General features: G+C 73.3%; 11 protein-coding genes. 5 read left to right on the forward strand and 6 right to left on the reverse strand.

The window, feature by feature from the left end:
* Positions 1–266: 266 nt before the first annotated feature.
* Positions 267–500, reverse strand: coding sequence for an MbtH family protein (locus tag CYQ11_RS03750; RefSeq protein WP_045934404.1), 234 nt, complete (start codon positions 498–500; stop codon positions 267–269).
* A gap of 154 nt (positions 501–654) precedes the next feature.
* Entirely contained in the window at positions 655–1,374 is a 720-nt protein-coding gene (locus CYQ11_RS03755) for a thioesterase II family protein (protein WP_240003288.1), read from the reverse strand.
* Positions 1,375–2,043: 669 nt separating this feature from the next.
* On the opposite strand from CYQ11_RS03755, the gene CYQ11_RS03760 reads away from it, so the two are divergent.
* The 3 genes from CYQ11_RS03760 (at position 2,044) to sbnA (ending at position 7,674) form a co-directional block, all read left to right on the forward strand.
* Complete coding sequence (locus CYQ11_RS03760; RefSeq protein ID WP_099198532.1) at positions 2,044–5,529, forward strand: amino acid adenylation domain-containing protein; 3,486 nt, start codon at positions 2,044–2,046, stop codon at positions 5,527–5,529.
* A 61-nt stretch (positions 5,530–5,590) separates the two neighbouring features.
* On the forward strand, positions 5,591–6,634 hold the full coding sequence (gene sbnB, locus CYQ11_RS03765; RefSeq protein WP_045934401.1) for a 2,3-diaminopropionate biosynthesis protein SbnB: 1,044 nt from the start codon (positions 5,591–5,593) through the stop codon (positions 6,632–6,634).
* A 29-nt stretch (positions 6,635–6,663) separates the two neighbouring features.
* On the forward strand, positions 6,664–7,674 hold the full coding sequence (gene sbnA / locus CYQ11_RS03770; RefSeq protein ID WP_099198533.1) for a 2,3-diaminopropionate biosynthesis protein SbnA: 1,011 nt from the start codon (positions 6,664–6,666) through the stop codon (positions 7,672–7,674).
* Positions 7,675–7,713: 39 nt separating this feature from the next.
* On the opposite strand, the gene CYQ11_RS03775 is transcribed toward sbnA, so the two are convergent.
* From CYQ11_RS03775 to CYQ11_RS03785, 3 genes are all read right to left on the reverse strand, one after another.
* Positions 7,714–8,193: an NUDIX hydrolase gene (locus tag CYQ11_RS03775; protein WP_099198534.1), complete on the reverse strand. Its 480-nt coding sequence runs from the start codon at positions 8,191–8,193 to the stop codon at positions 7,714–7,716.
* A gap of 61 nt (positions 8,194–8,254) precedes the next feature.
* Positions 8,255–8,851, reverse strand: a complete 597-nt coding sequence (locus tag CYQ11_RS03780) for a hypothetical protein (protein WP_240003289.1) — start codon at positions 8,849–8,851, stop codon at positions 8,255–8,257.
* Between the two features lie 69 nt (positions 8,852–8,920).
* Positions 8,921–9,709, reverse strand: a complete 789-nt coding sequence (locus CYQ11_RS03785) for a glutamate racemase (RefSeq protein ID WP_099198535.1) — start codon at positions 9,707–9,709, stop codon at positions 8,921–8,923.
* Positions 9,710–9,856: 147 nt separating this feature from the next.
* Here CYQ11_RS03785 and CYQ11_RS03790 point away from each other — a divergent pair, with 147 nt between their 5' ends.
* Positions 9,857–11,017 (forward strand): glycosyltransferase, encoded by a 1,161-nt coding sequence (locus CYQ11_RS03790; protein ID WP_398781020.1) that lies wholly within the window; start codon positions 9,857–9,859, stop codon positions 11,015–11,017.
* 13 nt (positions 11,018–11,030) lie between these two features.
* Here CYQ11_RS03790 and CYQ11_RS03795 read toward each other — a convergent pair whose 3' ends face one another.
* On the reverse strand, positions 11,031–12,311 hold the full coding sequence (locus CYQ11_RS03795; RefSeq protein WP_099198537.1) for a TerD family protein: 1,281 nt from the start codon (positions 12,309–12,311) through the stop codon (positions 11,031–11,033).
* A 188-nt stretch (positions 12,312–12,499) separates the two neighbouring features.
* On the opposite strand from CYQ11_RS03795, the gene CYQ11_RS03800 reads away from it, so the two are divergent.
* On the forward strand, positions 12,500–13,009 hold the full coding sequence (locus CYQ11_RS03800) for a DUF6643 family protein (protein WP_099198538.1): 510 nt from the start codon (positions 12,500–12,502) through the stop codon (positions 13,007–13,009).
* The last annotated feature ends 25 nt before the right edge of the window (positions 13,010–13,034 follow it).

Consider the following 13,034-nt stretch of genomic DNA (forward strand, 5'->3'; position numbering starts at 1 on the left):
TTCGGACACACCCACACCCCTTGATCAATCTACTCAGAAAGCTGAAAGTCGTTCGGCCGGAAACCGGCGGCCCGGGCCCCGCTCCCGGGGGCGGCCGCGGGTGACTCCACCCGATACGGCAAAGGCACCACCTCGAATGAAGGCGGCGCCGTGCGGCGGCGGATCGGAACCGGTGCGGTTCGCCGGGGAATCGGCCCGGTTCTCCGGGGAGCCGGGCCGATTCCGTCCGCCGGCCTGTGAGCAATTACGGCACGCTCAGCCGGTGCTCATGCGCCGGCGTCGGCGCCCTTACCGTCCTGCATGGCCGCCACCAGGCTCTTGGGGCGCATGTCGGTCCAGGACTTCTCGATGAATTCGACGCACTCGGGGCGGGGCGCCTCGCCGAAGACCTTGGTCCAGCCGTCGGGCACCTCGACGAAGGTCGGCCAGAGGGAGTGCTGGCCCTCGTCGTTAACCAGGACGAGGTAGTGGGCGTCGGCGTCTTCGAACGGGTTGGTCATCATTGTCTCCTGTGTTCGTGATGCTCGTTGGTCGCGGGATGGGGCAGAGGTCGCGAGTCGCCGGAGCACGGGCGCGGGCGGGTCGCGTCCGCAGTGGACGGGCCCGTGGGTGCGCGGAGCGTGCCGGCCCGGCCCGTAGCCGGGCGACGAGCCGTCAGATCGGCCTGGCCGCCTGCTCCTTGGGGGCGGACTCCAGGCGGGCGACGACGTCCTCCACGAGGTCGCGCGCGTGGTCGGCGAGGTAGAAGTGCCCGCCGGTGAAGCGGCGTACGTCGAAGGGGCCCCGCGTGACCGCCTGCCACGCGGCGACGGAGTCGTCGTCGAGGGCGGGGTCCGCGTCGCCGTGGTACGCCACCACCGGAACGTCCAGTTCCGGATCTGGGATCCGGGCACGGTAGCGCTCGACCAGGGCGTAGTCGGCGCGGATGACGGGCAGGACCAGCTCGCGCAGCTCCGGGTCGGCGAAGGCCTGTGCGTCGGTGCCGCCCATGGCGACCACGTCGTCGATCAGTTCCGCGTCCCCGGCCGCGGCGAGGCCCCGCGTCCGGTCGTGGCCGGGCCCGGAGCGCCCGGACAGGAAGAGGGCCGTGGGCGAGGGGCCGGCCCCGGCCCGCAGGCGCAGGGCGACCTCGTAGGCGACCGAAGCGCCCATGCTGTGCCCGAAGAAGGCCACCGGCACGTCGAAGAGGCCGGGAACCGCCTGCAGAACGCCGTCCGCCAGCTCTTCCATGCTCTGTGCCAGCGGCTCCAGGAGCCGGTCCTCCCGGCCCGGGTAGCGCACGGCGAGGACCTCGACGCCGTACGGAACGAGCCGGCCCCACCCGCGGAAGTAGCTCGCCGTTCCCCCCGCGTGGGGGAAACAGACCAGACGCACACGAGGGTTCTGATATCGCTGGGTTACCGCCCGGAACCACCGGTCGGCTGACACGTCACCCTGGTTCTTACACATGCACCGAAATTTCCGCAGTAGGACTGGCGATACGGCTCGTTGGTCGATCGAGTCGACGTACCTGTCCGAACACCGGCTTCCCCCCAAACCTTGTCCTTCACCCCACGCGCACGACGGTACCCTCCGCCGGCGGCCGGTTCTCCCCCCGCCGCCCCACGACGCACCGTCCGCAATAGCCGCGGCCCTCCACCGACGACTGTACGAGGATCCTCCCCCGCCAATCGGTTTCAGTCCATGACCTTGTGACGTCAATCACCTTGCAATGCGGCCCCTCAACCATAAGGCCTGGCCAGGGAGATGACGGCCCGCCGGCATCGAGAACCGCGCAGGCGTAATTCAGACAGAATTCTGTCCGCCCCCACATCCAACTTACCGTCAGACGCGTGAGCCCGCACACCGGTACCGGGCAGCTTGCCAGCTTTCCTCCGTGAGGTACCGTCATATCGCCTACGGCCGCGAAGAGAACCGGGGGGAGCCGAGCACGTCTCGGCATTCGCGGCCGCCGTACGCGGCGTCGAGCAGTTCGTCCACGTGACCTCGACGCCCCGTTCACCGCCCCCCGCCGCTGGCCGTCCGGCCCGACAGGAGAGAGCGATGACCATCACTGGAGCACCACAGCGGCTGATCCCACGGTGGGTACCGCCGTCCAGTGCCCGGACCGGACTCGCCGGACTGTCCCTGCCGGTCCCGCGCCGGCTGGCCGCGCGCGTCAGACTGCTCGCCCGGCGCTCCGGCACCGGCTGGGAGGCCGCGGCGGTCGCCGCGCACACCGCTGTCCTGTCGGCTCTCGGCGGTGAGCGCGCCGTGCTGACCGGATACCTGCCGCACGCCACCGGCCACGACTCCCCCGCCGAGGTGCGCCCGTGCGCCCTGGCCCTGGACGACGAGACGTGGCGCGAGCTGCTGGCCGCCTCCGGACGGGCCGTCGGCCGGAGCGCCGACGGCGCCTTCGAGACCGTCCTCGACCTGAGCGGGCCGGACGGCCCGGCCGACGCCCCTCCCGCGGTGCCGCACCCGGACACCGTGCTGTCCACCGCGCTGCGGTACGGCCCCGAGGGCCCGCTGATCGTGCTGCGCTACCGCACCGACGTGCTCGACGCCGAGGCCGCCGGCCGCATCGCCGGCTACTACCTCACGGCGCTGGAGCGGATGACGGCCGCGCCCGACAGCGGCTGCCGCGACCGGGGGCTGTTGTCCGAGGCCGAGGAACACCTCCAGATCCACGGAATGTCGGGCCCCGCAAGGGAGTTGCCCGACCGCCGGTTCCACGAGCTGTTCGAGGAGCAGGCGGCCGCCCGGCCCGACGACGTCGCCGCCGTGCACGCCGGCACGAGCTGGACCTACGCGGAGCTCAACGCACGCGCCAACCGGATCGCCCACGCGCTGCTCGCCAGGGACCTGGGCCCCGAGGCGGTGGTGGCCGTGGTCACCGAACGCCACCTCGACTGGCAGGCCGCGGTCATCGGCGTCTTCAAGGCCGGTGCCGCCTACCTGCCCATCGAGCCCCACGCGCCGGCCGACCGGATGGCCCGCACGCTGGAACGCAGCGGCTGCCGCCTCGTGCTCACCGAGGACGGCGGCCCCGGACACGTGCGGCAGGCCGCTCCGCGGGGTCTGGAGCTGCTCACCGTCGCCGCCGCGTACGACGAGGGCCACCCCGCCCACAACCCCGGTGTGGCCGTCTCGGCCGACCAACTCGCCTATCTGTACTTCACGTCGGGCTCGACGGGAGAGCCCAAGGGCGCGATGTGCGAGCACGCCGGGTTCGTCAACCACCTCTACGCCAAGATCGACGACCTGGGCGTCACCGAGGGCCAGGTCGTCGCCCAGACCGCCCCGCAGTCCTTCGACATCTCCCTGTGGCAGCTCGTCGCGGCCCTCGTGGTGGGCGGCCGCACGCTGATCGTCGAGCAGGAGGCCGTCCTCGACGTCGACCGCTTCCTGGACACCGTCGAACAGGGCGGGGTCTCGGTGCTCCAGGTGGTCCCGTCCTACCTGGAGGTGCTGCTCTCCCGGCTGGAGGACGGCCCGGACCGGCTGTCGGGGCTGCGCTGCGTGTCGGTCACCGGCGAGGCGTTGAAGAAGGAGCTGACCGTACGGTGGTTCGCCCGCTTCCCGCACATCGCCCTGGTCAACGCCTACGGGCTCACCGAGACGTCCGACGACACCAACCACGCGGTGCTGACCGCGGTGCCCGAGCGGGACTCCGTCCCCCTGGGCCCTCCGGTCGGCAACGTCACGGTCTACGTCGTCGACGAGAACCTGCGGCCGGTGCCGCTGGGCGCGCCCGGTGAGATCGTCTTCTCCGGCGTGTGCGTGGGGCGCGGCTACGTCAACGACCCCGACCGCACCGCCCTGGCCTTCGGTGCGGACCCGCACCGGCCCGGCCGGCGGCTCTACCGGTCGGGCGACTTCGGGCGCTGGCTGCCCGACGGGTCGCTGGAGTTCCTCGGGCGCCGGGACGCCCAGGTCAAGATCCGGGGCTTCCGGATCGAGATCGGCGAGATCGAGAACCAGCTGCTGCGTCTCCCCGGCGTGCGCGACGGCGCCGTCGTGGTGGTGGAGAGCCCCGACGAGGGCCGCCACCTGATGGCCTTCCAGTCCGGCTCCTCTCTGTCCGAGGAGGCCCTCCGTGAGGGACTGACGCAGGCGCTCCCCTCCTATATGGTGCCGCGCACGGTCGAGCGCCTGGACGCCCTGCCGCTGACGCCCAACGGCAAGACCGACAAGCGCGCCCTCACCGTCCTGGCGGGCGAACTCGCCGTCCGTGGCGGGAGCGAGGCGCAGGAGCGGCCGCGGACCGGCGCCGAGCGGCTGCTGGCCGAGGCGTGGGCGGCCGAACTGAAGCTGCCCGTCGAGCGGATCGGTCGCGACGACGACTTCTTCGCCCTCGGCGGTACGTCGCTCTCGGCCGTGCGGCTCATCGTGCGGATGGAGCGTGCCTTCACCCTGCGCGACGTGCACGAGCACCCGACGCTCGCCCGGCTCGCCGGGCTCCTGGCCCCGTCGGACGGCGAGGACGCCCCGGCCGCCGACACCGCGAACCGAGACCGAGGAAGTGGTCGCCCCATGCCGACGACGTCGCAGCCCGCCCCCTCCCCCGCCGGCCAGGGCGATCCGTTCGAGGTCGTGCGGACCGAGGGCCGGCCGGCCGTGCTGAGCCTCGACGGCCCCGCCCCGGCCGACCCCGCCGCCTGGGTCGCCGAGCACCGCGAGCGGCTGTGCGCCGCCGTGGCCGAGCACGGGGCGCTGCTGGTGCGGGGCCTGGGGCTGCGCGACCCGGAGACCGTGGGACGGGTGGGCCGCGAGCTGCTCCACGAGGTGGTCGTCGAGCGGGAGGGCTTCGCCCCGCGGCAGCCGCTGGCGGACGGGGTCTACTCGTCGTCGGAGTGGCCCGCCGACCAGCCGATGTGCATGCACCACGAACTGAGCTACGCCCGCGAGGTCCCGGGCACCGTGCTGTTCGCCTGTCTGACCGCCCCCGCCTCGGGCGGCGTCACGGGCGTCGCCGACTCGCAGGACGTCCTGCGGGACCTGCCCGCCGGACTGGTCGAGCGCTTCGAGGCCGAAGGCTGGCTGCTGGACCGCAACTACACCGAGACGATCGGGGGCGGCCTCGCGACGGCCTTCGGCACCGGTGACCGGGCGGCCGTCGAGGCGTACTGCGCGGCCCGGGGCATCGAGACGACGTGGCGGGGCGACGGCGACCTGCGCACCCGCCAGCGTGCCGCCGCCGTCCTGCGCCATCCCGTGACCGGGCGCCGGGGCTGGTTCAACCAGATCGCGTTCCTCAACGAGTGGACGCTCGACCCGGTGGTGCGGGAGTACCTGAAGTTCGAGTTCGGTGAGGACGGGCTGCCGTTCAACACCGCGTACGGCGACGGCACCGCCCTGGACGAGGACACGGTGCTGGCCATCGGCGCGGTCTACGACAAGCACACGCTCCGCGAGCCCTGGCGGGCCGGGGACCTGATGATCGTCGACAACCTGCGGATGGCGCACAGCCGTGAGCCGTACGAGGGGGCCCGCGAGATCGCGGTCGTCCTCGGCGACCCGGTCACGGTCCCGGCCCTGTCCTGAGCGGGCCCTCCCGGCACCGCGCCACCCCCACCCCCCTTACGTCTTACGGATGGAGCCAGCCATGTCCCAGCAGCCCGTCGTGCCGCCCTTCGCCGTGATCACCGGCGCCCAGGTGGCCGACGTCCTCACGGGCGGCGAGAAGCAGGTCGTGGACCTGGTCGAGAAGGTCTACCGGCTGCACGGCCGGGGCGACTCGGTCAATCCGCCCTCGTACTTCCTGCGCTTCCCCGACCGGCCCAGCTCCCGCATCATCGCGCTGCCCGCGGCGGTGGGCGGCGACCAGCCGACGGACGGCCTGAAGTGGATCTCCAGCTTCCCGGAGAACGTCGCCGCCGGCATCCCGCGGGCGTCGGCGGTCCTGATCCTCAACGACCACGCCACGGGCTACCCGTTCGCCTGCCTGGAGAGCTCGATCATCAGCGCCTCGCGGACCGCCGCCTCGGCGGCGCTGGCCGCCGACCGGCTCAGCCGGGGCGCCCGACCGCGGCGCGTCGGCTTCGTCGGCGGGGGGCTGATCGCCCGCTACATCCACCGCTACCTGGAGGCCACCGACTGGACCTTCGACGCCCTCGGCGTCCACGACCTGTCGGACGAGCACGCCCGCGCCTTCGCCGGCTACCTCGGGAGCCGGCCCGGTGACGCGCCCGTCGTGGTGCACGACAGCGCGGAGGAGCTGATCCGGGAGAGCGACCTGGTGGTCTTCGCCACCGTGGCCGGCACCCCGCACGTCCACGACCCGGCCTGGTTCGCCCACAACCCGCTGGTGCTGAACGTCTCCCTGCGCGACCTGGCCCCCGAGGTCCTGCTGGCCTCGGCCAACATCGTGGACGACGTGGAGCACTGCCTGAAGGCCGACACCTCCCCGCACCTGACGGAACAGCTGACGGGCGACCGGGACTTCCTCGACGGCACGCTGTACGACGTCCTGGAAGGCCGGGTGGAGCTGCCCTCGGACCGGCCGGTGGTCTTCTCGCCCTTCGGCCTGGGCGTCCTCGACATCGCGCTCGGCAGGCACGTCCACGACCGGCTGCGGGAGTCGGGCCGGCTCGGCGTCGTCGAGGGCTTCTTCCACGAGCTGGACCGCTATGGACGCACCGGTGCCTAGTCGGCGCCCCAACGAAACACGGTGGTGAAGTGCCGGTCGTATCCGCTCCGTACGAGATCAACGCCGACGACGTCTTCGTGGACCTCAAGCCCGTCTTCGACGTTCCCCTCTACCTCAAGTGCGAGGGGTTCAACGCCGCCGGCTCCATCAAGGTGAAGGCCGCCCTGGAGATGGTGCTCGCCGCCGAACGCGACGGCACGCTCACGCGCGGGTCGGTGCTCGTCGAGTCGTCGTCGGGCAACCTCGGCATCGCACTCAGCATGATCGCGGCCCATCGCGGATACGGCTTCCTGTGCGTCACCGACTCCCGCTGCAACCGGGCGAGCCGCCGCCTGATGGAGTCGTTCGGCGCCCGGGTGCACGTCGTCACGCACCCCGACGAGGAGCGGGGGCTGCTGGGGGCACGCATCGACTACGTCCGCCGGCTGTGTGAGGAGGACCCGCGGTACGTCTGGCTCAACCAGTACGCCAATCCGAACAACTGGCTGGCGCACTACAAGAGCACGGCTCCGGCGGTCGCGGCCCAGTTCCCCGGCCTGGACGTGCTGTTCGTGGGGGCCGGCACCAGCGGCACCCTGATGGGGTGCGCCCGCTACTTCCGGGAGCGGGAGAGGCCCGTGACGATCGTCGCCGTGGACAGCGTGGGGTCGGTGTCGTTCGGCGGCCCGGCGCTGCCCCGGATGATCCCGGGGCTGGGCGCGGGCGTCCGGCCGCAGTTGCTGGACCGGAGCCTGGTGGACGACGTCGTGATGGTGCCCGAGCGGGACACCCTCAACAGCTGCCACGCCATGGCCCGGCGGGGTTTCCTCTTCGGAGGTTCGACGGGAACGGTCGTCAGCGGCGCGCTGCGCTGGCTCGCCGGGCGGCCCGGCGGCGAGCGGCTCACCGCCGTGGCGCTCTCCCCCGACCAGGGCGAACGCTACCTCGACTCGGTCTACGACCCCGAGTGGGTGGAGCGCCACTTCGGGCCGCCCCGGAGCTGGGGCGGGCCGCCGGCGGAGCCCCGCGCGGCGGACGAGCCCGTCGCCTCCGACCGCTGAGACCCGCGGCGTCCGGCGTGCCGCCGGGCGCCGCGGGTCTCACCTCTGCCCGATGCCCTCGAACCAGGTGGGTCCGCCCGCTGCCGCCTGCTTGACGCGCGTGACGGCGAAGTCCTCCATGGGCGGCAGCGCGTCGGCGTCGAACCAGCCCACCTCCAGCGACTCGTCGTCGTTGACCTTCGCCTCGCCGCCCACGGCGCGGCACAGGAAGCAGATGTCCATGAACTGGCAGACGTCGCCGTTGGGGTAGGTGATCGGCTTCAGGGCCTCCACCAGCAGGACCTTCTCCGGCACGCAGTGGACGGCGGTCTCCTCGTGGACCTCGCGCACGATCGCGGCGGCGGGCTGTTCCCCGGGCTCGGGGATGCCGCCGATGATCGACCACTGACCGGTGTCGGCGCGACGGCCGAGCAGCACGCGGCCCTCGTCGTCGAGGACGATCGCGCTCACACCCGGCGTCCACAGCAGCTGGTGGCCGGCGAAGGCGCGGAGGTCTCGGATGTAATCGGGGATCGGCATGCGCAGAGCCTAATGGGGCCGGCGGGTGGGTCCGGACGGGCGGGGGCGGCGAAAGGCGTGGTCAGGCGGATGCCGGGCGGCCGGCGCCGAGCCGGCGCAGCCGGTCGCGGATGACGCGGACGGCGGCTTCGGCGTCGTCGACGGTCACGGTGAACGTGCGGCCGTCGCCCAGCCGGACCACGAACCCCTCGCCACGCCGCACCACCACGGCCGTGCCCTGCTCCGGGCGCCAGCGGTAGCCCCAGCCGCCCCACTGGCGCGGGGTGACCCGGGGGGCGAAGTCGGCGCCGACGACGTGGTCGAGGGGGATGCGGGTGCGGGGGACGCCGATGTGGCCGCAGCGCACTTCGAGGCTGTCCTTGTCGACCCGTACGGCCACGTGGACGAAGGCGACGGTGCCGTAGAGCATCAGCAGCCCGGCGGCCACGCATCCCACGACCGCCATCACCAGGGGGGCCAGCCCCGAGGTCCACGCGCTGTCGACGGCCAGCTCGACGCCGAGTGCGACGCAGGCGGCGCCCGCGGCGGCCAGCAGCCACTGCACGCGATTGGTCGCGCGGCCCGTCCAGAGGGCGGGCAGGGCCGCCCCCCGCGGGTCGTCGTCCTCGTGGTCCTGTGGGCCCTCGTGGTCGTGCGGGCCCTGGGAGTGGTCCCTCATACCGGGCAGCCTACCCACGTTCCGGCGCCCTGGCAGGTGTGCTGCGCCGAGCGGCCCGAACGCGGCGCGTCAGAGGCGCACGGGGCTGGCGGCGGGGAGCGAGCGGCCCTCCGGGTAGCTCAGCGAGGCCGGCTCCAGCTCCGCCTCCCGGCCCTTGAACAGCACGGTGAGGCCGCCCGTCGGCGCGGCGTCCGGGGCGGGCGCGGCACCGATGCGGCGCAGGGCCTGGGCGACGACGGCCTTGGCGGAGCCGTACAGCTTGACGGGCGGCTGCGCGGGGTCCTGCACGGCGGCGCGGATCCGTTCGGCGACGAGCTCGTAGTGGGTGCAGCCCAGCACGACGCCGCGGACGTTCCGGGGCGTCCGGGCTGCGGCCGCCTCGACGGCCGCCGCGACGGCGTCGGTGTCCGCGCGCTGCACGGCGTCGGCCAGCCCCGGGCAGGGCACCTCGGTGACGTCGACGCCGGTGGCGAACTCGCGGATGAGGCCTCGCTGGTAGGGGCTGCCGGTGGTGGCGGGCGTGGCCCAGATGGCGAAGGGGCCCCCGTCAGCCGCTGCGGGCTTGATCGCCGGGACGGTGCCGATGACCGGAAGTCCGGGTTCCAGCTCGGCCCGTATGGCGGCCAGCGCGTACACCGAGGCGGTGTTGCAGGCGATGATCAGCGCGTCGGGGCGGTGCTCCGCGGCGGCGCGGGCGCAGGCCAGGGCGTGCTCGATGACGTCCTCGGGCGTCCGGGGCCCCCAGGGCATGCTCTCGGGGTCGGAGGAGAGGACGAGATCGGCGTCGGGCCGCAGCTGGTGCACGACGGCGGCCGCCGCCAGTAGTCCGTTGCCGGAGTCCATGAGCGCGATCTTCATCCCGTCACTTTAATCGATCCGGTCCTCCGCCCGGCCGCCGTCCGTGTCGCGACGGCTCTCGCCCGGTGACGGATCGGTCCCTTCCGCATGGCCGTGTTTCCCCGCGCGGCCGGGCCCGGGTGCGGCAGACTGCGGCGGGTGAGCGCGCTGACGTGGATCACGGTGGGTTCCCTGGCCGCGTGGGGCTGGCTGCTGCTGGGGCAGGGCTTCTTCTGGCGTACGGACGTGCGGCTGCCGGACCGCACGCCCCCGGCGGACTGGCCGGCGGTGGCGATCGTGGTGCCCGCCCGGGACGAGGCGGGGGTGCTGCCGTCGAGCCTGCCGTCGCTGCTGGCCCAGGACTATCCGGGGCGGGCGGAGGTCTTCCTCGTCGACGACGGGAGCTCGGACGGCACGAGCGAGCTGGCCCGGGCGCTGGCGGCCCGGCACGGTGGCCTGCCGCTGACCGTGGACTCGCCCGGGGAGCCCGGGCCCGGCTGGACCGGAAAGCTGTGGGCGGTGCGGCACGGCATGGCGCTGGCGCGGGCCCGGACGGACGCCGAGTACCTCCTGCTGACGGACGCGGACATCGCGCACGCCCCGGACAGCCTGCGGGAGCTCGTCGCGGCGGCCCGCTCGAACGGGCTGGACCTGGTCTCGCAGATGGCGCGGCTGCGGGTGGCCTCCTTCTGGGAGCGGCTGGTCGTCCCGGCGTTCGTGTACTTCTTCGCCCAGCTGTACCCCTTCCGCCGGGTCGGCCGGCCGGGCGCGCGGACGGCGGCCGCCGCCGGTGGGTGCGTCCTGCTGCGGCGCGAGGCGGCGGAGCGGGCCGGGGTGCCGGAGCGCATCCGGCAGGCGGTGATCGACGACGTGGCGCTGGCGCGGGCCGTCCAGCGGTCCGGCGGCCGGATCTGGCTGGGGCTGGCGGACCGGGTGGAGAGCGTGCGGCCGTATCCCGGCCTGGCCTCGTTGTGGCGGATGGTCTCGCGCAGCGCCTACGCGCAGCTGCTGCACAGTCCGCTGCTGCTGGCCGGGACGGTGGCCGGGCTGACGGTGGTGTACCTGGTGCCTCCGGTGGCGGTGGTGGCAGGTGCTCTGGGCGGGGCTGAAGGGGCGCTCGTGGCCGGAGCGGCGGCGTGGGCGGTGATGGCCGGCACGTTCGCGCCGATGCTGCGCTACTACCGCCTGCCGGTGTGGTGGGCGCCGCTGCTGCCGGTCACCGCGCTGCTGTACCTGCTGATGACGGTGGACTCCGCGGTGCAGCACCACCGGGGCCGGGGGGCGGCCTGGAAGGGGCGGACGTACACCCGTCCCGAGGCCGCGCCCTGAGCGGACCGCCGGGTCACTTGCGGCCGGGCGTCCAGTTCAGGCCCCAGCCGTAGGCGCGGTCGAGGGTGCGCTGCATGCTGACCCCGCGGTCGGGGACCAGGTAGCGGGCCTCGCGCTGGACGACGAGATCGCCGCCGTTGTTGGTGATGAGGGCCAGGGCGCACACCGGGGAGGGCACGGTGCACTCGTCGAGGAAGAACTCGACGGGCGCTCCGTGCTGCGGCTGGAGGGTGACGGTCGCGTGCAGGCCGGCGAAGCTGCGGGCGCCCTCGTAGATGGTGACGAAGACGAGGATGCGGCGGAACGCGGCGATGCGGTCGAGGTTGACGGTGAGGTTCTCGCCGCTCTCCACCGCGCCGGTGCGGTCGTCGCCGTCGAGGTGGATGTAGGGCGGCTGGTGGAGCGATCCGAAGGAGTTGCCCAGCGCCTGCACCACGCCCTTGCTGCCGTCGTTCAGCTCGAACAGGGCGCCGAGGTCGAGGTCCAGGTCGGAGTGGAGGGCCATGGCCTTGCCCAGGCGCTGCCCCCATCCCTTGAACTGTTTCTGCACCTGCCAGTTGAGGTTGACGCGCAGGGTGCCCGAGGTGCCGCCCTGTTTGGCCAGGGAGACGGCCGGGGTCTCCTTGGTGAGCGTCACCTTCGTCAGGCGTACGGGCTGGGGCGCGGGCGCCGGTGCCGGCGGGGCGGCCACGGGCACGGGCACGGGCTCGGGGACGTGGGCCGGGCGGGCGGGCGGGGGGACGACGGCGGCCGGGGCGGGCGCCGGCTGCGGGTCGTCGACGGTGATGCCGTAGTCGGTGGCCAGGCCGGCGAGGCCGCTGCCGTAGCCCTGGCCGACGGCGCGGAACTTCCATTCCCCCTGCCGCCGGTAGAGCTCGCCGAGGACGAAGGCGGTCTCGACGGTGGCGTCCCGGCTGTCGAAGCGTGCCAGTTCCGCACCGTTCGCCGCGTCCAGCACACGGATGTGGAGGTCGGGCACCTGTCCGAAACTGCCGCCGTCGGCGGAGGCCGCGAGGACCACGGTCTCGACGACGGGCTCGACGGCCCGGAGGTCCACGGTGAGGGCGTCGGTCACGGTGCCCCCCGCCGGCTGCTTGCCGGCGTGCCGGACGGCACCGGAGGCGTGCACCGGCTGGTTGTAGAAGACGAAGTCCGCGTCGGAACGGACCTTTCCCCTGGTGAGCAGCAGTGCGGAGGCGTCCACGTCGGGCACCCCGGGGCCCGCTCGCCAGCCCAGTTCAATTCGCACCACCGGTGAAGGAATCCGGATATTCGACCCTTTGGCCATTCCCATGTTCCGCCCCTCCGTCGCCATGCTCCACCCCTGTCGAAATGAGCCGGTCTTTACGCAATCTCAACGTACCTTGGCGACCGATTTTCCCGAGTTCGCTCGGATTGGCGATCCAGGCCCCCTCCGGACACCGGAATCAACCCCCATACCGGGCTCCCCAACCGACACACCATGGGCTTAACTTATGGGCTATGACCTCCCCCCGCAGCACCTACGGCGGCGGCTACTACGCCTCGTCGTCTTTCCCGGACACCCCCATTTACGACAGCCTCGTCGCCGAGCGGGGCACCCCCCAGATCGCGCCGATCCGCGTGTCGTCCCCGTACGACTTCGGTGGCGGCCACCTCGGTGGCGGCGGCAATCCGGGCGGCGGGAACCTTCCCGCGCTGCCGGCCCTGCCCTCCGGCCCCTCCTCCCACCCGGCGCCGCAGGCCCAGCAGCACGGCTACGCCGCGCAGGCCCAGCAGTATGGCGGCCAGCCCGCCCCCGCCCAGCCCATGGGGCTCCAGCAGGCGCACGCGCCCCACATCCCGCAGCAGGGAGCGCCGCGCGGCTACGCCGGGCCGCCGCAGCAGCAGCGACCGGCCGCCGCCCCCGCGGGCCCGGCCGGCTACGACGCGATGCGTCCGGCCGCGCCCCGCCCCTCGGGCCAGTACGAGGACCCGTACGGCAACCGCCCGTACGACCAGGGAGGCTACTGACCCGCGTCACCGGCGGCCGCTGACC

It is taken from the genome of Streptomyces cinnamoneus (genome assembly GCF_002939475.1).
GTDB classification, from domain to species: domain Bacteria; phylum Actinomycetota; class Actinomycetes; order Streptomycetales; family Streptomycetaceae; genus Streptomyces; species Streptomyces cinnamoneus_A.

Excerpts from the sequence above, each read along its gene's own strand:
- CYQ11_RS03785 (WP_099198535.1), bottom strand. The coding sequence starts at position 9,709 with ATGAAGATCGCGCTCATGGACTCCGGCAACGGACTACTGGCGGCGGCC.
- CYQ11_RS03800 (WP_099198538.1), top strand. The coding sequence starts at position 12,500 with ATGACCTCCCCCCGCAGCACCTACGGCGGCGGCTACTACGCCTCGTCG.
- sbnB (WP_045934401.1), top strand. The coding sequence starts at position 5,591 with ATGTCCCAGCAGCCCGTCGTGCCGCCCTTCGCCGTGATCACCGGCGCC.
- CYQ11_RS03760 (WP_099198532.1), top strand. The coding sequence starts at position 2,044 with ATGACCATCACTGGAGCACCACAGCGGCTGATCCCACGGTGGGTACCG.
- CYQ11_RS03775 (WP_099198534.1), bottom strand. The coding sequence starts at position 8,193 with ATGCCGATCCCCGATTACATCCGAGACCTCCGCGCCTTCGCCGGCCAC.
- CYQ11_RS03795 (WP_099198537.1), bottom strand. The coding sequence starts at position 12,311 with ATGGGAATGGCCAAAGGGTCGAATATCCGGATTCCTTCACCGGTGGTG.
- CYQ11_RS03750 (WP_045934404.1), bottom strand. The coding sequence starts at position 500 with ATGACCAACCCGTTCGAAGACGCCGACGCCCACTACCTCGTCCTGGTT.
- CYQ11_RS03780 (WP_240003289.1), bottom strand. The coding sequence starts at position 8,851 with ATGAGGGACCACTCCCAGGGCCCGCACGACCACGAGGGCCCACAGGAC.